The 26,489-nt window shown below is 68.6% G+C and carries 25 protein-coding genes; 10 read left to right on the top strand and 15 right to left on the bottom strand.

Annotated elements, in window-relative coordinates; all coding sequences use genetic code 11:
• Positions 1-12 precede the first annotated feature (12 nt).
• On the bottom strand, positions 13-771 hold the full coding sequence (locus AC1DCZ_RS06635; RefSeq protein WP_476973881.1) for a MerR family transcriptional regulator: 759 nt from the start codon (positions 769-771) through the stop codon (positions 13-15).
• A 222-nt stretch (positions 772-993) separates the two neighbouring features.
• Here AC1DCZ_RS06635 and AC1DCZ_RS06630 point away from each other — a divergent pair, with 222 nt between their 5' ends.
• The 3 genes from AC1DCZ_RS06630 to AC1DCZ_RS06620 all read left to right on the top strand — a co-directional run bounded on the left by AC1DCZ_RS06630 (position 994) and on the right by AC1DCZ_RS06620 (position 2,719).
• A complete protein-coding gene (locus tag AC1DCZ_RS06630) occupies positions 994-1,452 on the top strand; it encodes a hypothetical protein (protein ID WP_476973880.1) in 459 nt (152 codons plus the stop codon).
• 66 nt (positions 1,453-1,518) lie between these two features.
• Entirely contained in the window at positions 1,519-2,100 is a 582-nt protein-coding gene (locus AC1DCZ_RS06625) for a hypothetical protein (RefSeq protein ID WP_476973879.1), read from the top strand.
• A 73-nt stretch (positions 2,101-2,173) separates the two neighbouring features.
• Complete coding sequence (locus AC1DCZ_RS06620) at positions 2,174-2,719, top strand: hypothetical protein (protein WP_476973878.1); 546 nt, start codon at positions 2,174-2,176, stop codon at positions 2,717-2,719.
• Between the two features lie 48 nt (positions 2,720-2,767).
• On the opposite strand, the gene trhO is transcribed toward AC1DCZ_RS06620, so the two are convergent.
• Positions 2,768-3,661 (bottom strand): oxygen-dependent tRNA uridine(34) hydroxylase TrhO, encoded by an 894-nt coding sequence (trhO, locus tag AC1DCZ_RS06615; protein WP_476973877.1) that lies wholly within the window; start codon positions 3,659-3,661, stop codon positions 2,768-2,770.
• A gap of 210 nt (positions 3,662-3,871) precedes the next feature.
• On the opposite strand from trhO, the gene AC1DCZ_RS06610 reads away from it, so the two are divergent.
• Positions 3,872-4,564 (top strand): GNAT family N-acetyltransferase, encoded by a 693-nt coding sequence (locus AC1DCZ_RS06610; RefSeq protein ID WP_476973876.1) that lies wholly within the window; start codon positions 3,872-3,874, stop codon positions 4,562-4,564.
• 56 nt (positions 4,565-4,620) lie between these two features.
• Positions 4,621-7,119, top strand: coding sequence for a DEAD/DEAH box helicase (locus tag AC1DCZ_RS06605; RefSeq protein WP_476973875.1), 2,499 nt, complete (start codon positions 4,621-4,623; stop codon positions 7,117-7,119).
• Between the two features lie 67 nt (positions 7,120-7,186).
• Here the strand turns inward: AC1DCZ_RS06605 and AC1DCZ_RS06600 are convergent, their stop codons facing one another.
• The 8 genes from AC1DCZ_RS06600 to ssd all read right to left on the bottom strand — a co-directional run bounded on the left by AC1DCZ_RS06600 (position 7,187) and on the right by ssd (position 13,934).
• Entirely contained in the window at positions 7,187-7,525 is a 339-nt protein-coding gene (locus AC1DCZ_RS06600) for an Rv3654c family TadE-like protein (protein ID WP_476973964.1), read from the bottom strand.
• A 77-nt stretch (positions 7,526-7,602) separates the two neighbouring features.
• On the bottom strand, positions 7,603-8,142 hold the full coding sequence (locus tag AC1DCZ_RS06595) for a TadE family type IV pilus minor pilin (protein WP_476973874.1): 540 nt from the start codon (positions 8,140-8,142) through the stop codon (positions 7,603-7,605).
• Positions 8,143-8,222: 80 nt separating this feature from the next.
• The gene (locus AC1DCZ_RS06590) at positions 8,223-8,543 is read right to left on the bottom strand and encodes a DUF4244 domain-containing protein (protein WP_476973873.1); all 321 of its coding nucleotides are present in this window, start codon (positions 8,541-8,543) and stop codon (positions 8,223-8,225) included.
• Positions 8,544-8,801: 258 nt separating this feature from the next.
• The gene (locus AC1DCZ_RS06585; protein WP_476973872.1) at positions 8,802-9,770 is read right to left on the bottom strand and encodes a polysaccharide lyase family protein; all 969 of its coding nucleotides are present in this window, start codon (positions 9,768-9,770) and stop codon (positions 8,802-8,804) included.
• 240 nt (positions 9,771-10,010) lie between these two features.
• The gene (locus AC1DCZ_RS06580) at positions 10,011-10,598 is read right to left on the bottom strand and encodes a type II secretion system F family protein (protein ID WP_476973871.1); all 588 of its coding nucleotides are present in this window, start codon (positions 10,596-10,598) and stop codon (positions 10,011-10,013) included.
• 20 nt (positions 10,599-10,618) lie between these two features.
• A complete protein-coding gene (locus AC1DCZ_RS06575) occupies positions 10,619-11,308 on the bottom strand; it encodes a type II secretion system F family protein (protein ID WP_476973870.1) in 690 nt (229 codons plus the stop codon).
• Positions 11,309-11,514: 206 nt separating this feature from the next.
• The gene (locus tag AC1DCZ_RS06570) at positions 11,515-12,834 is read right to left on the bottom strand and encodes a TadA family conjugal transfer-associated ATPase (RefSeq protein ID WP_476973869.1); all 1,320 of its coding nucleotides are present in this window, start codon (positions 12,832-12,834) and stop codon (positions 11,515-11,517) included.
• On the bottom strand, positions 12,834-13,934 hold the full coding sequence (gene ssd / locus AC1DCZ_RS06565) for a septum site-determining protein Ssd (protein ID WP_476973868.1): 1,101 nt from the start codon (positions 13,932-13,934) through the stop codon (positions 12,834-12,836). Before ssd ends, AC1DCZ_RS06570 begins: the two co-directional genes overlap by 1 nt.
• A 117-nt stretch (positions 13,935-14,051) precedes the next feature.
• On the opposite strand from ssd, the gene AC1DCZ_RS06560 reads away from it, so the two are divergent.
• On the top strand, positions 14,052-15,791 hold the full coding sequence (locus AC1DCZ_RS06560) for a bifunctional 3'-5' exonuclease/DNA polymerase (RefSeq protein ID WP_476973867.1): 1,740 nt from the start codon (positions 14,052-14,054) through the stop codon (positions 15,789-15,791).
• 73 nt (positions 15,792-15,864) lie between these two features.
• Positions 15,865-16,128: a YegP family protein gene (locus AC1DCZ_RS06555; RefSeq protein ID WP_476893733.1), complete on the top strand. Its 264-nt coding sequence runs from the start codon at positions 15,865-15,867 to the stop codon at positions 16,126-16,128.
• Positions 16,129-16,253: 125 nt separating this feature from the next.
• Here the strand turns inward: AC1DCZ_RS06555 and AC1DCZ_RS06550 are convergent, their stop codons facing one another.
• The 3 genes from AC1DCZ_RS06550 to AC1DCZ_RS06540 are packed head-to-tail and all read right to left on the bottom strand — an operon-like array spanning position 16,254 to position 19,155.
• Entirely contained in the window at positions 16,254-16,934 is a 681-nt protein-coding gene (locus AC1DCZ_RS06550; RefSeq protein ID WP_476973866.1) for an NUDIX hydrolase, read from the bottom strand.
• Positions 16,931-17,758, bottom strand: coding sequence for an endonuclease III (gene nth / locus AC1DCZ_RS06545; RefSeq protein ID WP_476973865.1), 828 nt, complete (start codon positions 17,756-17,758; stop codon positions 16,931-16,933). Before nth ends, AC1DCZ_RS06550 begins: the two co-directional genes overlap by 4 nt.
• Positions 17,759-17,769: 11 nt before the next feature.
• Positions 17,770-19,155, bottom strand: a complete 1,386-nt coding sequence (locus AC1DCZ_RS06540) for a hypothetical protein (protein WP_476973864.1) — start codon at positions 19,153-19,155, stop codon at positions 17,770-17,772.
• A gap of 797 nt (positions 19,156-19,952) precedes the next feature.
• On the opposite strand from AC1DCZ_RS06540, the gene acs reads away from it, so the two are divergent.
• Positions 19,953-22,010: an acetate--CoA ligase gene (gene acs / locus AC1DCZ_RS06535; RefSeq protein ID WP_476973963.1), complete on the top strand. Its 2,058-nt coding sequence runs from the start codon at positions 19,953-19,955 to the stop codon at positions 22,008-22,010.
• A 119-nt stretch (positions 22,011-22,129) separates the two neighbouring features.
• On the opposite strand, the gene AC1DCZ_RS06530 is transcribed toward acs, so the two are convergent.
• Positions 22,130-23,110, bottom strand: a complete 981-nt coding sequence (locus AC1DCZ_RS06530) for an SMP-30/gluconolactonase/LRE family protein (RefSeq protein WP_476973863.1) — start codon at positions 23,108-23,110, stop codon at positions 22,130-22,132.
• 177 nt (positions 23,111-23,287) lie between these two features.
• Between AC1DCZ_RS06530 and aroQ the strand changes: the two genes are divergently transcribed.
• Positions 23,288-23,764 carry a type II 3-dehydroquinate dehydratase gene (gene aroQ / locus AC1DCZ_RS06525; protein ID WP_476973862.1) on the top strand — a complete coding sequence of 159 codons (477 nt, stop codon included), beginning with the start codon at positions 23,288-23,290 and terminating at the stop codon, positions 23,762-23,764.
• Between the two features lie 113 nt (positions 23,765-23,877).
• Here aroQ and AC1DCZ_RS06520 read toward each other — a convergent pair whose 3' ends face one another.
• Positions 23,878-25,062 carry a MarP family serine protease gene (locus tag AC1DCZ_RS06520; protein WP_476973861.1) on the bottom strand — a complete coding sequence of 395 codons (1,185 nt, stop codon included), beginning with the start codon at positions 25,060-25,062 and terminating at the stop codon, positions 23,878-23,880.
• A gap of 223 nt (positions 25,063-25,285) precedes the next feature.
• Here AC1DCZ_RS06520 and AC1DCZ_RS06515 point away from each other — a divergent pair, with 223 nt between their 5' ends.
• Positions 25,286-25,963 (top strand): Crp/Fnr family transcriptional regulator, encoded by a 678-nt coding sequence (locus AC1DCZ_RS06515; RefSeq protein WP_214961308.1) that lies wholly within the window; start codon positions 25,286-25,288, stop codon positions 25,961-25,963.
• Positions 25,964-26,489 lie beyond the last annotated feature (526 nt).

The following is a 26,489-nucleotide window of genomic DNA, read 5'->3' as shown; positions in this document are numbered from 1 at the left end:
AGTCCCGGGTGCTCAGAGGTGGTTCTCCGCATAGATCCGCAGGGCGTCCCGGACGAAGGCTGCCCCGGCCGTCCCGCCGTAGTTCGCGCTGAAGCGGGGGTCTGCCACGTACATCTCGCCGAGGCCCGTCACGTATCCCTTGACGTCGCCGCCCGGGGATGCCGCCGGCGTGCCCGGGATGCCCGTGAGCCATTCGACGTGGCGTCTGGCCAGCTCCTGCGCCTCGGCGCCGCCTGCCGCTGCGCCGGATCCAGCCGCAGCGCTCCAGTCGCTACCCAGCTGCCGGGATCGCGCCGTCCATGCTTCCTTCCCGGCGTCATCCATGCCCCGCCACCAGGCGTCCCCTGTCGCGTAGGCGTCCTCGCCCCACCGTCCTTCCACCTCGTCCTTGTGCTGGGTGTGGTCAAAGCCGTCAAACATTTCTTCTGCCATGATCTCTCCTCCTTCTTGCATCGTTTTAATGGTTCGCCGGACCGAGGCGATCTGCCGTGCCAGCCGGTCCTGTTCCTGCTCCAGCCACTGAAGATGGCGTACCAGCGCCGTCGCGGCATCCGGCTCCCGGCCGAGTACCTGGGCTACGGCCGGCAGCCCAAGCCCCAGAGTGCGCAACAGCAGAATCCGCTGCAGCCGGACGAGTTCGGCCTGGTCGTAGTAGCGGTAACCGTTGTCCCCGGTGCGGCTCGGCTTGAGCAGCCCGATGTCGTCGTAATGACGCAAGGTCCGGCTGGTGGTGCCTGCGATTTTCGCGATCTGTTGCACGGACCAATCCATGATGCCTCGATCCCTTCGCCTTGATACCTGCTCCTGCGGGTCCTACATCTCGACCCTAAAGGTTGACGCAGCGTCAAGGTCAAGGGCGGGCCGGGGACGCCGCCGGCAGGACCAGAGGCGGCCCGGGGCCGGCCGGGGCTGGCGTTGTGGGCTGCCCGGGTCCGGGCGGGGCCGGCGTTGTGGGCTGCCCAGGGCCTGGCTCCAACGCGGTAAGTTGGGGGCATGGTTTTCCCTTCCCCCTGCCCGCCGGGTTCCCGGATGTTCCGGCGGATGTTCACCGGTGCGGCTGCCGCCGCCGTGCTGCTGGGCGCGAGCTCATGTTCTCCCGCCGGTTCCATCGAATCCGCCGACGTCCCGGCATGGAAAGCAACGGCGCTGCCGTCGGCCGGCGGAATCGTCCTGGAAGACGCGGGAAAAATCCTCACGCGGGATCCGATCGTCAAGGACGCGGCCAGCGTTCCGGCAGGGAACTACGTCCTGACGATCAGCTGCGACGGCGGCGGCAAAGCCTTCTTCGCCGTCACCCTCGGCGGCAAACGGCTGACCGAAGCAGGGGCGGCCTGCAACAGCAGCCGCGAAACCGCGAACATCACGGTCCCCCAGGCCGGCAAGCTGGAGGTCAGCGCCTCCAGCGTGGACGCCCCGCTCATTTACGCGTACCAGCTGGTTCCTTCTCCTTAGCGGCCGGCCCGGCCTGTTCCGGGGGCTGTGACTTGCGCCGATGGAGAACGACACTAGGCTCGGGGCATGTCAGCAATTGGGGGTACGCAGTGCGTTCGCCGCTGGGCGTTGCTGCTGGCTGTGGCTGCCGCGGCTGCTGTCCTGGCCGGGTGTGAGTATGCGGACGACGTCGATGCGCCCCCATCGGGGGCCACGGCCCAGCCCGCCCGGACCGCGCCGGCCCGGGCCCCGCTCCCGACGCGGGACCCCAAACTGGATGCCCGCGAGGCCACGAACACCGCGGAACTTGAGCGGCTCCTCGGCGCCGTGCCTGAGACGATGCTGCTCGGCCGCACGGGCACCATTGGGGGAGCCGGCAGCGCCGGGGGATTCAACAGCTCGGTACGCGCCGCAGACGCGGGACCGTACACCGTGACGGTCGCCTGCGTGGGCGCTCCGGACGCGCAGCTGTTCCTCAGGCAGGACGGCAGGAACGGCGGCGCCCACCTCGAGCTCACCTTCGACTGTGAGGCCGCCACGCAGCAGACTGTGGAACTCGAAGCGGGGCCGGTGGAGGCGGGCGTCATGAGGTACAACGGTGGAGGCTCCCGCCCCGGGAACGGGGCCGTGGCGGGCTTCAGGATCGTCCCCGCCGGCCCCGGACACTAGGGCGCCAGCCAAGGCCGCCGCGGCGGAGCCAGGGCATATGGCCTTTAGTCTGGGGCGGGCCTAAAGTCAGGATATGCCCATCGTGCCGGCAACGACGGTGCCGCGACAGCGCGCCGCGGCAGCCGGCGTCGTGCTCTCAGCAGTGCTCCTTCTCGGGGCCGCCCTCTCCGGCTGCGAATACGAATACAGCGGCGACCACTGGGACGATGCAACACCCTCCGCGTCGCCTCCTCCGTCCACGAGCGCGGCACTGCCGCAGGATCCCCGGACCAACCAGCCCGTGTCCGGAGATGCGCTGGATGACTGGGTGGACGAGGTCCTGCCCGAGGCCCAGGGCCAGGTTTTCCATAAGGGCTTCGGCACAGTAGATGCCGCCGTCACACGAAGCGAGACCACCACCCAATTGCCGGGGGGCAACTACGCCCTGACCCTGGCCTGCCGGAGCACGGACCGGGTGTCATTCACGGTCCGCAACGGCGAGGCGGCGCTGGTGGACCTGAGCCTGCGCTGCGGCACGTCAAGGGTGAGCGTGGTCCATCTGTCCGCGGACGCGGTGCTGACCGTCGAGGTGATGGGGCGGGCTGCAGCAAACTTCGCGTACCGCGTGGTCCGGCTTTGAGGGCGGCGGTCAGCCGGCGCTGGGCCGCGCGGCGCTTCAGGGCGGCGGTCAGGCCGTGCAGCCCTCCGGGCAGCGCAGGGTTTCCGGGCTCGCGGCGCATCCGGCGCAGTAGAGCGTAAGCGTGCGGCAGCTCGGGTTGGAGCAGTTTTCAAACTTGCTGGTGGGCGCCGCACACCGGACACAGGCACCGATGGTTTTGGCGTCCTCACTGAATTCGAGGTGCATCCGCTTGTCGAACACGTACAGCGAGCCCTCCCACAGGCCCTGGTCCTTGAAAGCCTCTCCGTAACGGACGATGCCGCCGTCGAGCTGGTAGACCTCTTTGAATCCACGGTTCACCATGAGGCTGGAGAGCACCTCGCAACGGATACCGCCGGTGCAGTACGTGACGACCGGTTTGTCCTTGAGCGAATCGTATTTACCGGAGTCGAGCTCCTTGATGAAGTCGTGCGTGGTGGCGACGTCGGGGACGATTGAGTCCTTGAACTTGCCGATCCGGGCCTCGAAGCCGTTGCGTCCGTCGAAGAACACCACTTCGTCGCCCGATTCTTTCCCGGCCTCCACCAGCCGGTGGAGGTCCTCGGGCTTGAGGTGTTTTCCGCCGCCAACGACGCCGCTTTCGTCCACTTTCAGTTCACCCGGAGCACCGAAGGACACGATTTCGTCCCGCACCTTCACGCTCAGCCTGGGGAAGTCTTCCGCGCCGCCGTCGGACCACTTCACGTCAATGCCGTGGAAGCCCTTGTATTCGCGCGTCGTCTTGACGTACTGCTTGACGGCGTTCAGCTCTCCCCCGACGGTGGCGTTGATGCCGTCCTTGGAGATGATGATACGGCCGGTCAGCCCGAGTTTTTCGCAAAGCGCGCGCTGCCAGAGCCTGACGGCCTCGGGGTCCGCAAGCGGGGTAAAGCCGTAAAAGAGCACAATCCTGTTTAAAGCCACGTTTTAAGGGTACTTGGTGGGTCGGAGAGCGGGCACCGGCGCCCGCGGGCGGCCCGGGCACCGGCGCCCGGGCGGGGTGGGCCGGCCGGGGTGGGCCGGCCGGGGTTCGGGCGCCGCCCGGGCTCGGGCGAGAATCACAATTGGATAAGCAACCACTGTTCCCCGACCCGGCCACTGTTGCTCGCGGCGACGCTGGAATACGCTCATCACATGAGTCTTGACGCCATGGTTGAAGACACCACCCACCTGCTGGAAGTCTGGGTGGCCGGTTGGGCCGGCTGCCGGGGTTATGAGACGCGCAGGGAGGGCCGTTTTCCTGCGGCGCTGCGTGCGGATACCACCCGTGAATGGGAATTTTTCGCCTTTGATCCTACCGATTCCGAGTTCGCGGACCTGGCGGCGAAGACGGCTGAAGTGCCGGCCAGGATCCTCACGATCCTGACAAATGATGTCGCCCGGTACATCTCCCTGGCGCCAAAGCACGGGCTCAATGTCACATCCGCCTCCCAGACCATGATGATCGTGGACATGGAAACCCAGGACTCGGAGGATCCCTGGCTTTCCGACGACGATCTGAAGCTGGATACGTCGAAAGACAACGGCGTCCACCATGCAGTCGTGCACGCGGGCGAGAAAATCGCCGCGAGCGGGCAGGTCTTCGTGGTGGGCCACACAGCGATCTTCGACAAAATCGTCACGGACTCCGCATACCAGCGCCGCGGGTTGGGCAGCTTCATCATGAAGGCACTCGCTGCCACGGCTTTCGAGCACGACGTCGACTCGGGGCTGCTGCTTGCCTCACTGGACGGCCAGAAACTGTACTCGCACCTGGGCTGGCGTACGGTGTGCCACGTCCTGATGCTCTCGGCCTCGAATGAAGGCGCGGATCTGTCGGTCAGCTGATCCGCCGTTGGTGCCGTCTGCCCGGACGATTTGAGCCTGGGTGGAACAATGAATGAGTGAACCCGCATGAATCCCTGATTCCGTTGCTGGGCCGCGGCCCGGACCCGGAACAGCTTCGTCATGTGCGCACCATCCCCGCGCGCCAGGCCGTCCATGCCCCGTGGCCGGACTGGGCCCACCCGGACCTGGTGAACGCCTATGGGTCTTTGGGCATCCACGAGCCCTACCGCCACCAGATCCAGGCCGCCGAGCTAGCCCACGCCGGGGAGCACGTCGTCATCGCCACAGGCACCGCTTCCGGGAAATCACTGGCCTACCAGCTGCCTGCACTCGATGCGATCCACCGCTCCGAACTCCGGGTCCTGGCCGATCCGGGCAAAATCCACGACGACGGCGCCGTGACCCTCTACCTGTCCCCCACCAAAGCCTTGGCCGCGGACCAGCTGGCCGCGATCCGGGCGCTGAAGCTCCCCACCGTCCGGGCCGAAACGTACGACGGCGACACCGACCCGGCATCCCGTCGCTGGATCCGGGACCACGCCAACTTCATCCTCGCCAACCCGGACATGCTGCACTTCGGGATCCTGCCCAACCACGCCTGGTGGGCCCGGTTCTTCCGCCGGCTGCGCTACGTGATCGTGGACGAGGCCCACAGCTACCGCGGCGTCTTCGGATCCCATGTGGCAAACCTCATGCGCCGGCTGCGCCGTATCTGCGCCTACTACAGCCCCGACGGCTCCGGCCCCGTGTTCATCGCGGCGTCCGCGACCGCGTCCGAACCCGGGACATCGTTCGGCCGGCTCATCGGGGCCCCCGTCCGGGCTGTATCCGAGGACTGCTCGCCGCACGGCTCCACCACGGTCGCGTTCTGGGAGCCGGCCCTGACCGAGCTCCGCGGCGAGAACGGTGCCAAGGAGCGTCGGACCGCCGTCGCCGAGACCGCGGACCTGCTGGCCAACCTGGTGTCCTCCCGGATCAGGACCATCGCCTTCATCAAATCCCGGCGAGGTGCGGAAACGATTGCCTCCATCACAAAGCGCCTCCTCGACGAGGTGGATCCAAGCCTCCCGCAACGGGTGGCTGCCTACCGCTCGGGCTACCTGCCGGAGGAACGACGGGCCTTGGAAAAGTCCCTGCGCTCGGGGGAGCTGCTGGGCGTTTCCAGCACCTCCGCCCTCGAGCTGGGCATCGACATTTCCGGGCTCGACGCCGTGCTCGTGGCCGGCTGGCCGGGCACCCGTGCGTCGCTGTTCCAACAAATCGGACGCGCGGGCCGGGCCGGACAGGATGCGATCGCCGCCTTCGTGGCGAGCGACGACCCCCTCGACACCTACCTGGTGAACCACCCCGAGGCGATTTTCGATGTCTCGGTGGAAGCCACGGTCTTCGATCCTTCCAACCCCTACGTCCTGGGACCGCACCTGTGCGCCGCCGCCGCCGAACTGCCCCTGGGGTACGCCGAACTGGCGCTCTTCGGCGGAACGGCCGAGAAACTGCTCGACCGGCTGGTGGGACAGGGCTATCTCCGCAAGCGGCCGGCCGGATGGTTCTGGACCCACCCGCAGAGCGCCGCGGCGATGGTGAACCTGCGCGCTGACGGCGGCGGGCCGGTAAGCATCGTGGATGCCGACACCGGCTCCCTCCTCGGCACCATGGATTCCCCGCAGACGCACTACCAGGCCCACACAGGTGCCGTCTACGTCCATCAGGGTGAGAGCTACGTCGTGGAGGATTTGAACGAGGACGACCACTGCGTGATGGTCCGCCGGGCCAACCCGGACTACTACACGACGGCCCGGGACGTGACCCAAATCGAGGTGCTTGAAACCCAGCGCACCACGCAGTGGGGTGACGTGGCCGTGCATTTCGGGGACGTGAAAGTAACGACCCAGGTGGTCTCCTTCCAGCGCAAGGCACTGATTTCGAACGAGATTCTGGGGGAAGAGCCGCTGGAACTGGGCGCCCGGGACCTGTTCACGAAGGCCGTCTGGTTTGTCGTCGACAACCGATCGCTGACCGCTGCCGGGCTCATCGAAGCTCAATTCCCCGGGGCCCTCCACGCCGCCGAACACGCAGCCATCGGCCTCCTGCCACTGGTGGCCTCAAGCGACCGGTGGGACATCGGCGGCGTGTCCACAGCCATCCACGCCGACACCGGCGTGCCCACCATCTTCGTGTACGACGGCCATCCCGGCGGCGCCGGCTTCGCCGAACGCGGCTACGACAAAGCCAGGGTGTGGCTCGCCGCCACACGCGACGCCATCAAGGCCTGTGAATGCGAGTCCGGCTGTCCTTCCTGCGTTCAGTCGCCCAAGTGCGGCAACAAGAACAACCCCTTGGACAAGGACGCGGCCGTCATCCTGATCGATGTGCTGCTGAACGGTTCGACTGATCGGATGCATTCCGGACATCTCCACGAGTCGGCGGCGGACCAGGGAGCTCCTGCCGGGGCGGCGGACCAGGGAGCTCCTGCCGGGGCGGCGGCCGACGAAGGGGTTCCGACCGCTGGCGAGGCTGCTCGGACCGGCACCTCCGCGCGTCCGCTCCGGGCCTGACTCGACCACGGAACCGGCCCGTGGCCTGGTGTGCCTGCACTACCGGGAGGGCTTTCAGGAGCCGCGGTCAGGGCGCGGGGCCGTTGTCCGGTCCAGGCGGCGGTCCGGCTCTGGCCAACCCGCTCGCCGCCCCCAGAATTGATCTTGCGCTGAGCTCGATGCGGACTTGCACGGCCTCGCCGGCGCCCTCCAAACAGCTAAGGACTCTGGCATTGTTCCGGAGGGCTACATCCCGGGCGACGGCGCACGGATCGCCCGCGGTGACTCCCCGGACCGCATCCGCTGCCGCGAGCGCCGCGAGATCAGCCGCGGCTGCAGCCCTCGAGGCCGCCACGGCTGCCTGCGCCAGGAGCAGCATCAAGGCCGTCGCCATGATGACGACGAGCCCCAGACCCAGTGCCAACACGGTCCCCGACCCGCGCTCTCCCTGGACCGGCCCATGCTGGTGCAAGTACCGCGGTCCGTGCGGGCGGGCACCCCGGGTCACGTTGACTCGCTCCGCCGCACGGCCTGGCAGCGCGCGGCCTCGAACACCAAGGTCGCACCAGCGGCTTCGGGAGCTTCCCCGCGGGCCCACGCACGCGCCGTGAGTGCCCACGGAATGAGCGCGCCGATAGCACCAGGGACCCGGCCGGAGACCGTGACGCTGAGCCACTCGCCGTCGGAGGCAACGGCCGACTCCGCGAAGTCTCCGGCGAGCCGGTGGACTATCCCGGCGACTTCAACACCATCCGCTCCTCGCGCCAGTGCCCTGGCGCCTCCGCGGGCGGCTTCCTCGAGGCGGAGCTGTGCCACCCCGGCGGCGGAGCCTGCCAGCAGCAGGGCCAGCAGCAGCATGACCGCGGGCAGCGCCACCGCGAACTCAGCAGTGACGGCACCGCGGCATGACGCGCGGCGCGTGCACAACCGTCCAGGGAGGTGCTCCTCAGCGGGTGGAGGGGGCGCGTCCCGCGAGCCCTGCCATCCGGACGGCTGGTCCCAGCCCTGTCCGCGTCCGCCGCTGGCTCCGGCAGACCGTTCCATGGCGGCACTGCATCCGCGAAAATCCGCAGTGGGGCGGAATGCCCCGGGCCGGGCACTTCCGCAAGCCTGCCACCCGCAGCTCATGGCAGGGCGAGTGCCGTACGGATCAGGTTCAGCAGGAACCCGCGGACCTCATCGCTGCGCATGATGAAAACGAGGGCACCCGCGAACCCAACAGCAGCGAGCGTGGCGATCGCGTATTCTGCCGTTGCCATCCCGGTCTCGGAGCCCGCCCTCCTTGCCCGGAACCGTCGGCGGGGACGGATATGGATGGGGTACACCAGCACCGGGCGGGTCGGCCAGGGCGTCTCCTGACGGGCACCCGGATAGATTTCGTACACTTCCGCACTCCGTGGGTCAGTAGGAGCCTGACGGGTTTCAATGCTGCGATGGATGGACATGGGCATTCCTCTCAGAAGACTCCGGCACGATCACCGGCTTCTCCCAATCTCGCGGCCACAGCCCACTCCGGTAAGGGTTCATTGCCTCCAAGTGGAAAACTCCCCTCGGGCGCGAAGTTGTGGAGGAGGAGTCGGCCAGCCGTCCGCACTGGAGCATTGGCCCGGGATCTGGACACAGATTCGAAGACATGCCTGCCCGCGAGGCAGAGCCCCTGCACCGCGATTCGATCACACCCCGCGGCCCGCCCTGGCAGCGAACTACGTCTTCAGCGTCGGGTTCTCGGCGCGCAGGTTGGCGGTCGTCCTGGTCCGGACGGGGCCCCTGTCAGCCCGCGCGGCCCGGTCCCCGACCGCATCGTTCCGGTAGAGCCATGGATCGCCGCTGGACTTCCACGCCGTCAGATCTCCCGTGGCGTCACCAGTAAGGTCATTCAGCCATCTCGAAGGATCCAGGGTAGGCGGCGGAAGGGATCCGGGTATCGGTGACGGGGCTGCGGAGCGGCTGTTGATGATCACGTCGTCGACGTAAATGTCGCCCATCTGCTGGTCATGTTCGGACCCGAGCTGCACCTTGTCCGCCGTGGTCGCGATGATATTGACGGCGTCGTTGGCATAGATCGACTTCCCGTCCCACCAGATCTGCACGCCGGTTGACGGACCGCCGGGGACAACGTGCATCACCAAATGGTGCCAGGTGCCCAGTCCTACGTTCGCCACCAGCGGTGCATAGACGTAACCCGTTGGGGACGAGACGCGGAGAACGAGATCGCGGGTGACGTTTTGCCGGAGGACATCGATTATCCGCGTGCCTCCGGAGAAGATGCGGAAGTAGGGGACGTTGTTCCCTGCGATGCCTTCGGCGGCGATATTGAACCAGCCGTCCGCATAAACCTCCGTCGCCCCGGCCGCCAGGCCAACCGACATTTTCGCGATGGAGCCCACGTCGGTGGTGGCGTGCAGGAATGCCGCGCACGCGTGGGAGTGCGACGGCCCCAGGGAGACATCGGCGGTTCCGGTCCCTGCGGTGAAGACTTGGAAGCCCGAGAGGGAGCCCGATTCGAAGCTGCTCGCGACTGCCGTCGCACCCGGATAGGGATCCACTGGCGCCGCAGCGCTGCTCTCGCAGGCCAACGCCGCAGCCGACGCGGTGCCGGAAGTTGACACCGTGAGACCGCGAAGCGCCAGCGCAAGGATGCCAGCGAGGCAAACTCCAAACACCCGGTTCATCGATCGGTCCTCCAACATCGGCGTTGCATGAGAGAAACCCGCGTCTTAGGCCAGTTCTAGTCCAGGACGCCACCGCCGAGTTGCGACTCTGTAGTGGCTCCGGGCTGCCAAACCGCGGCCCCAAACGAAATTGCTCCAACGGCGATGATGCCTACGGGCACAATAACCCCAACCAGCTTGAGTAAACCTTGGGATGCGCCGCACGCTTCAGTCGGCGCTTTCGCCCCCGGGGCAGCCGGATCACGCTGGCAGCATGGCCAGCAATACGGGCACGACGCCGAGGCAGACGAAGGCCGGCAGGGAACACAGGCCTAACGGCACCACAAGCTTCACGCCCAGGGCCGCCGCCTGTTTTTCGGCGCCTCTGAACCGTTCTCGCCGGATCCTGGCCGCCTGCGCGTACAGGATCGCGGCCGATGGTGCGCCCGTGAGGGCGGCGAATGACAGGGCATCCCGGAGGGCCAGGATCTGCGGCGGCCGGACTTCGGAACTGCGCCACGCGGTGTCCCAGTCCGCGCCGATGGCGAGTGCGGACACGACAGGCCGAAGTTGACGGCCGAGCTCGGGTGAGGCCTGAGCGGCTACGAGCTCCAAGGATCGCCCCAGCCCGGCCCCCGCGTCCAGCATGGCGCCGATCAATTCCAGCATCATGGCGGTGTCCCGAAGTCCGGGCAACCTGCCCCGGCCGTGCAGTGCAGAGCCCTCCCCTGCCGGGTGCAGGCCGGCCCGGCCCATCCCGGCGGGGACTGTCCGTCCGAGTCTTTGGCGCGCCCGGACGCGATCGGCGAGCGCCAGGGCGGCCGCGCCGCCGAGGCTGGCTGCGACCATTATGCCCCCCAGCTCCGGGGTCACGGCGGCGCCCCTGCTGCCGCCCGAACCAGCCGTGAGGACCAGATACGCCCGGCTGTGGTCAGGATCAGACCCGCCGCAAGCGCAGCGACTCCGAACGGAGTCCCCAGTAGGATCTTCATCGGATCAATGCCCAACAGCAGGCCCAGGCCCAATCCGAACAGCGGCAGCCATGTCAGCAAACGGACCGTGGCCCTGGGGCCGGCCAGAGCGGTCTGCCGGACGGCCTCGGCGTCGTCGTCGGATTCAAGCTGCGCGGCGAAGCGCGTCAGCACGTCTGCGAGGGGGCAGCCACTGGCCTCGGCAATGTCGAAACACGCGGCGAGCTCGCCCCACACTCTCTGTTCGTGGGCTCCCGCGCCCCTGCCCGCGCTCTTCCCCCGGTCCCTGCCGGTGCCGACTGCCAGCGCCGCCCCGCGGATAGCACCGCCCGCCGGCAATCCCCCCAGGGTTGCCGCCCGGACGGCCGCGAGCATGATGCGGGACTCCGGGGCCAGCGACGGGCCGCCCCCGTGCCCGCGTCCGGGCCCCTGCCGCTGTCCCCGTCCCGTGCGGGTCCCGGCGTCATCATCCCAGGCGTGGCCTTGCGAGGCACCGCCGGCGTACAACACCCACAACTCATCCCACAGCCTGGCGGTGGTGCGTCCTCCTTTCAGCAGAGCAGCGATTTGCTGGACCACCTCCGTCATCGGGACAGTCCCCGGGTCAGCCGCGCCTCCGGCTGGCCGGCCGAACCGGACGGCACTGAGCACCCTCCGGGCGGCGTGCGGCGCAGGGACCGGCGAGCTCCGCGCATGAGGGCCAGGGAGTGCCTTGCGGGCCCGGCCAGCGGCGGCGCCTGACGGCAGGAGCGCCAGGCACACAGCGAGCGCCAGCAGGACGATGACCCCGGCCGTCACCGCGGCGGCCGGGCCGGGCCGTCACCGCCCGTTGGGGACGGCCGGGAGAAATCGGAGGGCTGGGTGCCTGCCGCGGACGTTCCGTCCGGACACGAGGGATCGATGCCGAGCCGGGCCGCCAACTGCGGCCACGCCGGCCCGAAGCCGACGCCACCATCGACGACGGACAGCGCAGCGGTGACGCCCAGGCCCGTATCGCCGTCCTCCATGACGCCGACGCTCGCGACTTCCCGCCCGGGACCGGTGCGGGCCAGGTGCACGACGGCGTCGAGGGCGCTGGCCGCCTGCAGGCGCACGGCATCCACGCCCATTCCCGCGAGCGCGCCGAGGGCGGTCAGCCGGGCGGGCACGGCGGCCGCGGCATTGGCGTGGATCGTTCCCCCTCCTCCGGTGTGGCCGGTATTCATTGCGGACAGGAGCTCCCGGACTTCCGCTCCCCGGCATTCGCCCATCAGGAGGCGATCGGGCCGCATCCGAAGAGCCTGACGCACCAGTTCGCCGAGGTCCACTGCACCGCCGCCCTCGAGGTTCCCGTGCCGGGACTCAAGCGAGACGACGTGGGGGTGGGCGGGGTTCAATTCCGCCGCGTCCTCGATCAGGACCAGCCTTTCCCCCGGGTGGCACAACCCCAGCAGCGTGGACAGGAGTGTCGTCTTCCCCGAGCCGGTGGCCCCGCTGATCAGGAAATTCAGCCGGCGTTCCACGATTTGCTCGAGCACGGCCTGGACAAGGGGCCCGAACATCCCGGCCCGCCGCAGCTCGTCCAGGGAGAAGACGCTCGGCCGCCGGATGCGGATGCTCAGCAGCGTCCCGGCCGTGGAAATCGGCGGCAGCACTGCGTGCACCCGGTAACCGCCGTCGAGCCTGACGTCGACGCAGGGGGAACCATCATCCAGGCGGCGGCCGCCCGCTGTCACCAGCCGCACCGCGAGGGCGCGGATCTGCGGCTCCCCCGAAAAGGCAACCGGAGCCCGTTCCGCCCCGTGGCCTCGGTCCAGCCAGACGGACTCCGGACCGTTGACGAAGATGTCCGTTACCGCAGGGTCGCGCGCGAGCCTCTGCAGGGGTCCCAGTCCGTTCAGCTCCGCGCTGATGGTCTCGACGGCGGCCAGGGCACCGGCGGTGCCCAGCAGTCTCCCGCTGGCCTGGACCGCGGCGGCAACCCGTGATGGAGTCACCGGCCCCTCGTCGGCCATGACGGACTCCCGTACGGACTCCAGCAGCCCCGCGTCCACCGAATCCGGTGCCCGGAAGCCCCGGGAACGCGGGGTGCCGGGGTCCCGGTCCGGAGGCCCAAGCGCGGAATGTGTGCTCATCACAGATCTTCCTCGCCCAGGTCCAGGAGCCTGGCGGCGAACCGCCGGACACTGCGCTGCCGCCCGGTTTCCAGAAGCCGTCCGAGTTCCGTTGCGGCGGGGACGCCCCTGATTTCCGGCATGATCCCGAGCAGGGGCAGCCCGACGGATTCAGCGATCCGGGGCGCGTCCAGGGTGCCCGCTGGCCTCCCCCGGACCACGAGGCCGGTTTCGACGGCAGGAAGCTCGTTCAGCAGCAGGGCCGATGCGACTGCCGCGCGCAGCTGTGCGGGTGCGACGATGATGATCCGGTCGCATTCCCACGCGAAGGTCCGCAATGCCTCGCGCCCGATGTCCAGGACCACCAGCTCGCAACCGCGGCGGGCGGCGTCGAGAACACCGGCCGCGGTGGCGGCGCTGGCCCCGGGGGCCCGGTTCCGGCTGCCCGGCCAGGACAGGAAGGAGAATCCGCCGGCCATCGGCAGCGCCTCGGTGAGCTGGACGGGGTCGATGCTCCCGCTCACATCGGCGAGATCGGGCCAGCGCAGCCCGGGGTAATCCTCGGCGGCCAAGGCCAGTTCCAGCCCGCCGCCGGAGGGATCGCCATCGATCAGGAGGACCTTCGCGCCGAGCCCGGCGGCCGCCTGGGCGATCCAGATGGCCGCCGTCGTGGCTCCTGCGCCGCCGCAGCCACCGGTGATGCCCAGGACGAGGCCGACTGCTTCGGGCGCGCGGGACCGGCTGAGGTATTCCGCCAGCCAGGACCCGGCGTCGGGCAGCACTGCCACCAGGTCCGCACCGATGGCGGCGGCCAGGTGCCACAGGCTGTCCCCGTCCCCGGTCAGGCCGACCAGTACAACCGGGCGCCCCCTGCGCATCGGCAGCTCCCGGATGTCGCTTCCCACCAGCACGGCCTCGGCCGGGTCCCAGAACGGTGCGGCCTCTCCGACGTCCTGGACCGCCCGCAGGTGGCCCCCGGCCGCGGCGACGATACGTTCCACCTCGGCACGGAGGAGGTCGATCCCGGTGACCAGCAGCGTCTCCCCGGATGCAGCGGGGATCCACGCCCCGGCGTCCCGTGGCGGCCTTGGCCCCGAACCCTGTCCCTGGTGCCTGCTCATGGTGCCACTATGCAGCCGCACGGATCGCGGGGGAACCGCCGTCGTGCCCTATGTGGACAAGCCGCGGAAGTTCGACGCGGCACCCGCCACGCCCAACTGCAAGGCAGAATTGACCCTATGTACCTGCTGCTCGCCGCCCACGCTGACGGGGCAGCCCTCCAGGAGCTCACGATGGACGGCTCCCCGAACCCGGCCAAACCGGAACCGCGCATCATCAGCCCGGGCGGGCTGGCCGGCGTCGTGCGCGAACTCGAAAAACAGCGCCCGCGCTGGATCTGGCACCGCACCCAGGACTGGTATCCCGCGCTGCTCGGCGCCGGCGTGGAGCTTGAACGCTGCTACGACCTCACTCTTTGCGGGGCTATCCTGGCCCATTCGGAGTTCACGGCCCATACCGCGTATGCCATGAACGCGGAAAAGCTGACCCAGGACGATGACCTGCAGCCCCTGCCCCGTGCCCTGCAGCCCCCGCCTCCGCCGGCGGATCAGGGCGCACTGTTCGACGATCCGGGCCTCCGCGCCGCGCCCCGTCATTCGCCCGAAGACCTCCGTGCCGAATACGCGGCCCAGCAGGAAGCGCTGAAGCTCGCCGGCGCCGCCGGAACCGGCGCGGGCGGCGCCGGACTCCTCGGCGACAATCGCCGGCAGCGCCTGCAGCTCCTGCTGGCAGCCGAATCAGCCGGCGCCATGATTGCCGCCGAGATGCAGCACACCGGAGTGCCGTGGCAGGAGGAACTGCACGAACGGATCCTGGCGGACTACCTCGGCCCGCGCCCGCAACCCGGCCACCGTCCCGCCAAGCTTGAGGCGCTCACCACGGAGCTGCGCCGGCTGCTGAATTCCCCGTCGCTGAACCCCGACTCCCAGCAGGAGCTCATGCGCGCCCTGCACCGGAATGGCATCGAGGTCAAGACCACCCGGCAATGGGAATTGAAGGAAGCGACCCACCCCGCGATCGAGCCGCTCCTGGCCTACAAGAAACTCGCCCGGTTGCACGCTGCCAACGGCTGGGCATGGCTGGATGCCTGGGTCAAGAACGGCCGGTTCCAGCCGGAGTACGTCGTGGGCGGGGTGGTTTCGGGCCGTTGGGCCTCCCGCGGAGGCGGGGCTCTCCAGATCCCGCGCCAGATCCGCGGCGCCGTCCATGCTGACCCTGGGTACAAGCTGATCGTCGCGGACGCCTCCCAGCTGGAGCCGCGGGTGCTGGTGGCCCTGGCCCAGGATTCCAAAATGGCGGAGGCCGCCCGGGACAAGGACCTCTATGCCGGCATCGCTGCGCAGGGTTTCGGCGGCGACCGGGCCAAGGCCAAGGTGGCGCTGCTCGGGGCGATCTACGGTGCGACCACCGGCGAGTCCGGCCGGCTGATGCCGCAGCTGACGCGCACCTACCCGCGGGCCGTCGGATTCGTCGAAGAGGCGGCCCGCGAGGGCGAAGCCGGCAAGACGGTCACCTCACGCCTGGGCCGCAGCAGCCCTCCGCCGTCGGAGCGCTGGCTGCAGAGCCAGCACTCCACCACCGCGGAAGAGCAGCGCAGGGCCGATTCGGCGGCCCGCTCCCGCGGCAGGTTCACCCGGAACTTCGTGGTGCAGGGCTCCGCCGCCGACTGGGCCGCCTGCTGGCTCGCGGAACTGCGACGGCGGCTGCGCGCCATGGGCTCCGCCGGCGTCCCGGGCGGGGAACTCGTGTTCTTCCTGCATGACGAAGTGATGGTCCACTGCCCGGAGGGGGCCGTGGAGGAGTGCATCCGTGCCATTGAGGACGCTGCGAATGCCGCCAAAGAGCTGCTGTTCGGCAGGATCCCGGTGGAGTTTCCCGTGAGCCTGGCCGTCGTGGACTCCTATGACAAGGCCAAATAGGCGGGCACAGTCACCCGCTGTAACGTACCCGTCGGTAGCGTTGTGCACTGTCCGTCCCCCCGGTTAGTCTCGAATGGCCGGTAAGAAATCCCATCGTTACTGCCGGTCATTTGCAACGACGCAAGGAAATTGGGGAGGCAACGGTTTGGCTGGCATTTTTGAAATCGCTGAAGCGGGAGAGAAAGCTTATTTCTTCAGGCTTACGGCGGCAGACGGGACGGTAGTGGCCGTTTCGCCGCTGTTCAAGACCATCAAGGGCGCGGCGGCCGGCATCACGGCCGTGCGCGAGAATGCCGCGACGGGCCTGGTTGTGGACCGTTCCGGCCACAGCAGGTAACGCCAGCCCGGCGCCGCACCCGCGTTCCCCGGCAACAGCACAGCTGGGCGTCCGGCTACCTGACCGACCGCAGGCCCGTGACCGACAGGCCCGTGACCGACAGGCCCGCTACAGGGACGCCCGGCTTAGGCATCGACCCCGAAGAGCCGCTTGCGGTCCCACGGAACCGCCCAGCCCAGCTGCTCAAAGAGCTGGTTCAGGATCATCCCGGTAAAGCCCCACACCACGACGCCGTTGACGGTGAAGGCGGGGCTTTGGAATGTCTGGCCGGCACGGTTCACTGTGGCCATGACCCGATTGTCCGGATCCAGCAGGTCCCGCACCGGGACGCGGAAGACCTGGGCCGATTCACCGTAATCAACCACGCGGACGGGTGACTGGGCGGCCCACCAGGCCAGGACGGGGGTGACGAGGAAGTTCCCGCGGGGCAGGGCAAGCTCCGGCATGACGCCGAGCACGTCCACGCCGGCGGGGTCGAGCCCGGTCTCCTCTTCCGCCTCGCGCAGGGCCGCCCCGATCACGGATTCGCCCGGATCGATGCCGCCGCCAGGGAAGGCGACCTGTCCGGGGTGGTCGTCCAGGGTCTGGGCGCGCTGTAACAGGAGGACGTCAAGATCCGCGGGGGCCAGGAGCTTGACGGAAGTCGCCGGGACGTTATCCAGCGCACCGAACAGCATCAGGACGGCAGCACGGCGGACGCGTTCACCGGGCGCGACGACGAGCTCGCGCCAGCGCGGATCAGGCGGGGGTGCCGTGCCCCCCGCCACGGCGGCAACGAGGTCGATCAGTTCCTGGCGGACGGTCATCGAGGCTTCCTCTGCGATTCCATCCGGATCTCGGCGGCCCGGTGGGTTTCCGCCATGAGCTTCGCCAGCAGTTCTTCCTGGCCCGGGGCCAGTTCATATTTCAGCAGCTTCTTGGCCTTCTGCGGATCCGTTTCCCCGGCCCCGTAGCTCGGGCACCAGTTCGCCACCGCGCAGGCGCCGCATGCCGGTTTGCGCGAGTGGCAGACCCGCCGGCCGTGGAACACCACGCGGTGCGAGAGCATGGTCCAGTCCCTCGGCTCGAACAACCCGGCGACGTCGGACTCGATCCGCACCGGATCATCCGATTCCGTCCACCCGAAGCGCCTGGCCAGACGGCCGAAATGTGTGTCCACCGTGATGCCCGGGATGCCGAACGCGTTGCCCAGCACAACGTTCGCCGTCTTCCGCCCGACGCCGGGCAACGTCACCAGGTCCTGCAGCCGGCCGGGCACCACGCCGTCGTACTCGTCAACGAGCCTGGTGCACAGCGCCAGCAGGTTTCTGGCCTTGGCGCGGAAGAAGCCGGTGGGCTTGATGATGGCTTCGAGCTCGGCCGGGTCCGCCTCGGCCATGCTCCGCGCGTCCGGATACCGGGCAAAGAGCAGGGGCGTGATCTGGTTGACCAGCACGTCCGTGGTCTGGGCCGAGAGCACCGTGGCCACCACGAGCTCGAACGGGCTGCGGAAATCCAGCTCCGCGTGCGCGTACGGATACTGCTCCGCGAGGGCCTTGTTGATTCTGCGGGCCCGACGCTTGAGCGCCAGCAGGGATTCCCCTGAGGTCCGCGGGCTGCCGGGCTGGGCGCTCCCGGTTTCGCTGGCCACCCGGGCTCCGGCTAACCGCGTTCGATGTTGCTGAGGTCGCGCAGCAGGCCCACCCGGCCGTCGGTGTGCTGGACCAGGAACTCGTTGCCGCGGTCCTCAAGGGCCAACACCCAGCCGCCGGGTTCAATGACGAACGCCGGGGCCCCGGTGTGCTCGTCAACGGCGGTGCGGGGCTGCGCGACGGCGAACCAGAACGCCTCGTGCACGGGCTGGACGTCGTCTTCCATGGGCCGGCTGGCCGGATCGACGGTTGCACCGATCCGCTCCTGCGGGCGGACCTGGGGGTTGACCGTGGTCGGGGCACTCGTGGAGGCAACCGGCACTTCGGCGGCCTGGGTTTCTTCCGCCGCGGCCGGAACCGTCGGCGCAGAATCGGCAGGAGCGACGACGCCGGCAGCCCGGGTCTGTTCTGCGGCAGACGGGGCCGGCGTCACAGCCGGAACGGCAGACGGGGCCGGCGTCACAGCCGGAACGGCAGACGGGGCCGGGGCCGGCGTCACAGCCGCCGGCACTACGCCGGAGACTTGGGTTTCCGGGGCGCTGGAGGCAGGCGGCGCAGCACTCGCGCGCGCTGCTGGCACGACCGGGGCCGACGGGGCGGCGGGCGCAGCGGCCGGTGCGGCGGCCGGTCCGGCGCCGGGGGCGGTCGGAACAGCCTCGCCTGCTGCCGCACCGAAGGTCTCATAACTGTGCGGGGCCGCTGACCGGCCCCCCGGCGTCATGCGTTTGGCCCAGCCAGCGACCGGTCCGGCACCGGTTTCCTTGGCGGCCCCGGCCTCCTTGGGCTCCTTCGGCGGCTTCGGGACCTGGGGCTTCCGCACCGGTATGGCTGCCTCACGGGCCACCACATGCGCAGGGGTTTCCCCGCGGCCCAGGAAGTCGCCGGCGAAGTAGGGGATCAGACGCGCCAGCACGGTGGCTGCGAAGAGTCCAAGCGCGCCTATGAGCCCAACCAGCAGGCTCGGCACGAACGCGCCGGCAACGGCAAGGAAGAAGAAAGCGACCGCGAAAGACGCCACGACCGACGCGAACTGGTCGATTGACAAGGACCCAACCCGGATCCGCGTTCCGGGGCTGACCCGGCGTGCCACAAACAAGGCGGACACGATCAGCGGCAGCACGATCCCCAGGCCCAGGAAGAAAAGGCTGCCCAGGTTCCAGAGGTTGTACCCGAACGCAAACATCGGAATTAGCGAGGCGACAAAGAGAATCAGCGTGGAGCCGAAAACGGTCAGGTCCCGGATGGTGAAAGGCCCAAGGACGGCCTCGTTCTTGTTCCGGGTCTTCTTGTCCGTCGTGAAGCGGGGCGGGTCCCCGAAGCCTGCCTGCCTGGCTTGGCCCGTGTCGCCCTGATTGCGGGCGGGCGACTGGAGCTGCCCGTTTTCTTGGTCGTTCATTCTGTTCTCCTTAGCATGGCGGCGCCCTGGACAGCGCCGTCTAACGGCAGGCAGAGCGCGGACCGCCAGCGGTCCCGCCTGCCTCCATCGGATGTCACAACTTCATCTCAGCCTAGCCAAGTGCTTGGCCGATCACTAGCTGACAAGCCGCGCGCGGCCGCGGCAAATCACGCTTTCGGCACGCTTCTCATGAACCGCCGCCAGGAAGCGGGCCCCCGCCAGCTCCCAAGGCCCTGCTGTAGCTGGCCGGATCGTTGCGGGTCGAGGCGGAGACGGCGAGATGCCGTGACGCGCCACGCAAAGTACCCCTCGTACGGCAGGACGATCACGGTATCCAGCCCGCCCCGCCAGGCCGCGGCCAGCGCGGGCAGGCTCCGCGGCTCCGGAGACTCAGCCACGCTCTTGCGGCGCCGGACGTAGGCCGCCGGGCTGCATTGCTGTTCCCAGGCGCTGTACGCATCGGCGTCGATGCCGGCCCATCCGTATTCCGCTTGCCAGAACGGTGGAATCAGTGGGTTCAGTGCCTGGCCGGGCTGGGAGGCCCGGGTGCGGGCCGTCCGCCGCCAGATAGGCCCGAAGTAGCAGTCCCGGCACCACTCGGCGCTTAACAAGCACCGCTCGCGGCTGCGTTTGTGACTGGGCACACGTTCCGTCGGACCCAGGTATTAGTGTGTATTGCGGAACAGCTTTTTGCGGACCGCCGCGATCAGCCGCTGCCCGGCGCCGCACCTGCGGCCCGCAGCAGTGGACATCCGGCGATCCCGCGCAGCACGGATCGATGAATGATGAGGTTCACCATGTCCCAGCAGACTCCCGGCACCACCACGCAGGCTTCCGGCACGTCGACTTCCTCGGCCCCGGCTACAACTTCGCCCCGCCCGGGCGATGCGTTCGAAAACCTGGCGCACGAGAACCGCCGGTTCGCACCCTCCCCCGAGTTCGCTGCGAACGCCGTTGTCACCGCCGCTGACTATGCGGAGGCCGACGCCGACCGTCCCGCCTTTTGGGCCAGGCAGGCCCGCGAACTGCTGAGCTGGAGCAAGGACTTCACCCAAACCCTGGACTGGTCCAACCCGCCCTTCGCCAAATGGTTTGTCGGCGGTGAAATCAACGCCGCGTACAACGCCCTGGACCGCCACGTGGAGAACGGCCACGGGGACCGGGTCGCCATCTACTTCGAGGGCGAACCGGGCGACACCCGCACGTACACCTATGCGCAGCTCACCGAGGAGGTCAAGAAGGCCGCCAACGCCTTCGAGTCGCTCGGCGTCGCCAAGGGCGACCGGGTGGCCGTGTACCTGCCCATGATTCCCGAGGCCGTCATCACTTTGCTGGCCTGTGCCCGGATCGGCGCCATCCACTCGGTGGTTTTCGGCGGCTTCTCCGCCGAGGCGCTGCGCTCCCGGATTGACGACGCCGAGGCCAAACTCGTCGTCACCGCCGACGGCACCTACCGCCGCGGCAAGCCCAGCGCCCTGAAGACGGCCGTCGACGAGGCCCTGGCGCACGAGGGAGATGGTGACGGGCACACCGTCCAGAACGTCGTCGTGGTCAAGCGCAACGGCCAGGACGTCGACTGGCACGAGGGCCGCGACCACTGGTGGTCGGACACTGTGGACCGCGCCTCCGCCGAGCACACGGCAGTCGGTCACGACTCCGAGCACCCGCTCTTCATCCTCTACACCTCCGGCACCACGGGCAAGCCCAAGGGCATCCTGCACACCACCGGCGGCTACCTGGCCCAGGGCGCGTACACGCACAAGGCGGTCTTCGACCTCCATCCGGAGACGGACGTGTACTGGTGCACGGCCGACGTCGGCTGGATCACCGGACACTCCTACGTCGCCTACGCTCCGCTCATCAACGGGGCCACCCAGGTCATGTACGAGGGGACGCCGGACTCCCCGCACCAGGGCCGCTGGTGGGAGATCGTGGAGAAGTACAAGGTCTCCATCCTCTACACCGCCCCCACCGCCATCCGCACTTTCATGAAATGGGGCAAGGAGATCCCGGCCAAGTCGGACCTCTCCTCGCTCCGCGTCCTGGGCTCGGTGGGCGAACCCATCAACCCTGAGGCGTGGATGTGGTACCGGGAGGTCATCGGGGCCGACGGCGGCCGGAAGGACACCCCTGCACCGATCGTGGACACCTGGTGGCAAACCGAAACCGGGGCACAGATGATCGCGCCGTTGCCCGGGGTGACGGCCACGAAGCCCGGCTCAGCCCAGGTTCCGCTGCCCGGCATCGCCGTGGACGTGGTCGACGAACTCGGCGAGTCCGTCCCCAACGGATCCGGCGGCTACCTCGTGATCCGCGAGCCGTGGCCCGCCATGCTGCGCGGCATCTGGGGCGACCCGGAGCGGTTCAAGGAGACCTACTGGTCCCGCTTCGAGACCATGTACTTCGCAGGCGACGGCGCGAAGAAGGACGAGGACGGCGACATCTGGCTGCTGGGCCGGGTCGATGACGTGATGAACATTTCCGGCCACCGCCTCTCCACCGCGGAGATCGAATCCGCGCTGGTGTCCCACCCGGCGGTGGCCGAGGCCGCCGTCGTGGGCGCCGCGGACGAGACCACGGGCCAGTCGGTCGTCGCGTTCGTGATCCTGCGCGGTGATGCCGTGGACTCCGGCGACGCAATCATCCAGGAACTCCGCAACCACGTGAGCAAGGAGATCGGGCCGATCGCCAAGCCCAAGACCATCCTCGTGGTGCCGGAACTGCCCAAGACCCGGTCCGGCAAGATTATGCGGCGCCTGCTCAAGGACGTCGCGGAAGGCCGCGAGGTCGGCGACGCCACAACCCTGGCCGACAACACCGTCATGGCCCAGATCGCACACTCGCTCCGGAAGTAGGCACATTGGACAGGGGCAACCCTGAATGAGGCGCCGGCGACGGCGCTGCCCGCGTGCGGGCAGCGCCGTCAGTCGACCGCCCGGCCTTTCCGCGGGTCCATTTAGTCGGCGCCGCGAGTTCAGTGCCGCGAGCCGGCTTCGACGAGGACGGCTTCGAAAGTAGTGGCAGCGGGCGACGTGAACTTGGAGTTCGCCAGGGCGAGCGTGTCGTCAAAGAGCGCCGCCGTCGTCGGGACATCGAAGTGCGGACTCGTGATGACCTCGCGGACCACGCCTGATGCCAGGGAACGGTCCAACTGGATGCGGCTCACCTGGTTGGATACGTTCTGGACTGCCCAGAGGGTGTCGCCCCGGGCGAGGATGCCGTCCACATTGGGCACGGTGAGGGCGCCGCCGGAGCGGTCTGTGAGGGCGATCAACTCACTGGATCCGGTCTTCAGGTTGACGGTGTAGAGGGCGCCCCGCGCCGTGTGGGCGACGATCAGGGTATGCCCGTCCCGCACGGCCGCGATCCCGTTAAGGTTGAACCCCTGTTCAAGCCCTGCGGCTGGGCCTTTCAGGACGAGCGTCTCCGCAGCGCCGGGGTTCCCGTGGTGGTTCACCGGGACGAAGTAGAGTTCGCCGGCCTGCGAGTTGGTGAACCAGGCCCCTTCGCTGGTCAGGGTTACGTCGTTGATGAAGCTCGTGCCTGCCCCGGCAAGCTGGTAGGCCTGCACGGTCTTCTTCGTCTCAAGGCTGTAGACGTAGGCCTGGCCGGTGGCGCCTCCCGCCACGAACAGCAGGTTGTCGGCGACATCGACCTTCAGGCCGAGGGCGGCCCTGCCATCCGGTGCGTGGATGAAGCGTTTGGCTGTGCCTTCGCGGATGTCACCGCGGTAGATGTCCCCGTTGAGCCGGTCCCCCGCGAAGAAGGTGGTGCCCTCCCCCGCGGCGATGCCTTCCGTTCCGGTAGCGCCGGGGAGGACTATCACCGAGTGCCGGTGACCGGCGTCGGCCCGGGACGCGGCGGCGACGGGCGCCGGGATGGAGAACGCCGCCAGGGCCAGCAGGGCTACGGCGGCCCGGCGGATGTTTTTTCCTGAATGGAGGATGCTGCGCATGATGACGCTCCCAGATCGGGCTTTCCGCGCGAGCTGGCCAGTACGGGAGCTCCGCACGTTGGTCCTTAAAGTCTAGGCACCCCCCTGTTACCTGACCAGACTTCCCGGGGCCGACGACGCGGGAGCGCCGCGTAAAGAAGCGGTCAGGGTGCGGCGGTAAGCGATAGATTTGCAGGCATGACTGAAGCCACCCCCGCCACCGACGCCGGCCGCGGCACCATCCTGGTCCTCAACGGCCCCAACCTGAACCTGCTCGGCACCCGCGAGCCCGAGAAGTACGGGACGGCAACGCTGGCCGACGTCGAACAGCTCGCCAAAGACGCCGGTGCAGCCAACGGACTGGACGTCGAGTGCTTCCAGTCCAACCATGAGGGTGCGCTCGTGGACGCCATCCATGCAGCACGGGGAAAGGCGGTCGGGATTGTCCTCAACGCAGGGGCCTACACGCACACCTCGGTGGCCATCCGCGACGCGATCTCCGCCGTGGAAGTGCCCACCGTCGAAGTCCACATCACCAATGTCCATGCCCGGGAGCCGTTCCGGCACCACTCCTATCTGTCGGACATCAGCAAAGCCGTGATCGCCGGGGCCGGGATCATGGGCTACCGCTTCGCTGTCGAGTACCTCGCCGGACTGCACGCGGCCAGGAACTGAGCATGTCCCCCGCGGATCCCGCGGGACGGCGGCGGGGCGCGCCCGCGCAGCTGCCGCGGCGGGGGGCCCCGGGCCGCCGCCGCGGCGGCCCTGGCGGCGCTATTGCTTGATGCCTACTTCTTGATGCACTGCCCGGAGGAGACGGCGCTGCCCAGACCCGGCGCTTGGGCTGCAACGGGGCCGAGATCGGCCATGGTGATGGCGAACCCCAGCGAGGCCTCGGTGGTTGCCTTGGCAAAGATCAGGCCGGCCACTTGCCCGTCGGTGGTCAGCAAGGGACCTCCGGAGTTGCCCGGCTGCACGTCAGCGGCGAGCCGGTATACATCTTCAGGCGCCGGATTGTTCCCGTAGATGTCAGGGACCAGCACCGTGGCGATGTCTTGGACGCTGGCCGGTTTGGACTGGAACGGACCGCCGTGGGGGTAACCCGCGAACGCGGCCGGGCTGCCGGCCGGAAGGTCCGGACTGAGCTGAAGCGGTGCGGTGCCCAAGCCGTCCACCGCCAGGACGGCGAGGTCATGCTTGGTGTCGAAATAGACGATCCGCCCGGGGAGGGCGCCTCCGCCGGGTGTTTCCACTACCGGTTCCGCCACGCCGGCGACGACATGGGCGTTGGTCACGACGCGGCCGGGCGACACAACGAAACCGGTTCCGGTCTGGTTCTGGCCGCACTGGTAGGCCGTTCCGGCGATCTTCAGCACGGAAGCGGCGGCTTTGTTCAGTGCGGGGGTGTCCGTGCTGGCGTCCGGAAGGGCGACGGGCTGGGCCTGGCCGAAGCCGTCAAGGAGAGTCGGTATACCTTCGCCGATCACGGCGGACCGCAACTGTGCCATGGAACTCTTGACCGGCGTCGGGGTCATGCCGTCGATGAACCGGATCACCTTGGACTCCGCGAGCTGCTGGGACACGAAGGGAACGCCCAGGGAGCCGATGCTGAACGCCAACATCGACATGACGAGGGCGGACACCACCACGTTGACGCCTCCGCCGGCCACGCGGTCCGCCGCGCGCAGGGGGCTGATCCGCACCACTTTGCGGATGTTCCGCCCGATCATGGTGCCGAGTCCGTGCCCCAGGATCATCAGCAGGACAGCCGTGGCGACAATGGCCGTCAGCCGCCATCCGCTGTCCTCCACGAGGCCGCTGACGACCGGCACTGAAACGAACGCCGCCACCGCTCCCGCCGCGAACCCGGCCAGGCCTCCGACCGTCACCAGGAAGCCGTTGCGCAGGCCGTGAATCAGGTAGGACAGGAGCGTCACAATCAACGCCAGGTCCAAAATGGTCAAGCCGAACACCGGTGCTCCTCACAGACAGTTACGGGGCAATTCTATCGGCGCAGGCTGACAGTTTGCCGACCACCCCGGGCCGCGGCTGCCCGTACGGGGCGTCCGGGGCCCGCTGGAGCCCTCCCTTCGGGGCGCCCGCCACGCGTTTCGGTGCCAACTACGTCACAGACGCGCCAAAATTCTGAAACAATAGCTGAAGCGCCCCAGCCGACACAGTTAGACAGGAGATTTCATGGATATCGAGGTATTGCGCCGCGCACCCCTTTTCGCCACGCTCGACGACGAGGCGTTCCGTCTGCTGACGGACGAACTCACCGAGGTGGATCTCTCACGCGGAGCCTCGGTATTCCGGGAAGGTGACCAGGGTGACCAGCTGTACTTCATCGTCTCCGGCAAGGTGAAGCTCGGCCGCACGTCTCCGGACGGCCGCGAATCGCTGCTCGCCATCCTGGGCCCGGGCGAGCTCTTCGGTGAAATGGCGCTCTTCGATCCGAGCCCGCGTACGGCCACGGCGACAGCGGTTTCCGAAACCCGACTGGCCGGACTCAGGAACGAGAGCCTCAACGCCCTGCTCCGGACCCGCCCGGAGGTGTCCGCCCAGCTGCTGCAGGCCCTGGCACGCCGCCTGCGCCGGACCAACGATTCGCTCTCCGACCTCGTCTTCTCCGACGTGCCCGGCCGCGTGGCCAAGGCACTGCTGGATCTGGCCGACCGCTTCGGCCGTCCGGCGACCGACGGCGTGCTGGTCGCCCACGAACTCACCCAGGAAGAGCTGGCCCAGCTGGTCGGCGCCTCCCGGGAAACCGTCAACAAGGCCCTCGCCGAGTTCGTCCAGCGCGGCTGGCTGCGCCTGGAGGCCCGCGCCGTCGTCATTCTCGACATGCAGCGACTGCGCCAGCGCTCCCGCTAAGCTTTCCGCAGCACAAGCGAAAGCCGGCCCCGTGGAAACGGAGCCGGCTTTCGCTGGTTAAGCCTGCCGAAGCCTTCCCGGGGGACATACTCATTCCTGGAGTGAGCGCCCTTCTGGGCATGCCCCATCTTCGCGGCGGGGCGTGGACACGATGCCACTATGTCCAATGGCCCGTGGCAGGAGTGAGCATGTCCCGCGGGGCGGCGGGTGAGCGGGGAGCATGTCCACCGGGGCTGCCCAAGATCCACCAATGCTGCCCAGTACAGGGCATGTCCCATCTTGGCGGCGGGGCGTGGACATGATGCCACTATGTCCAATGGCCCGGGCCAGGAGTGAGCATGTCCCGCGCGGCGGCGGGGTGAGCGGGGAGCATGTCCACCGGTGCTGCCCAAGATCCACCAATGCTGCCCAGTACAGGGCATGTCCCATCTTGGCGGCGGGGCGTGGACACGATGCCACTATGTCCAATGGCCCGTGGCAGGAGTGAGCATGTCCCGCGGGGCGGCGGGTGAGCGGGGAGCAAGTC

It is taken from the genome of Arthrobacter sp. 10N418 (genome assembly GCF_056394725.1).
This window is presented reverse-complemented; position numbering and strand designations above follow the sequence as displayed.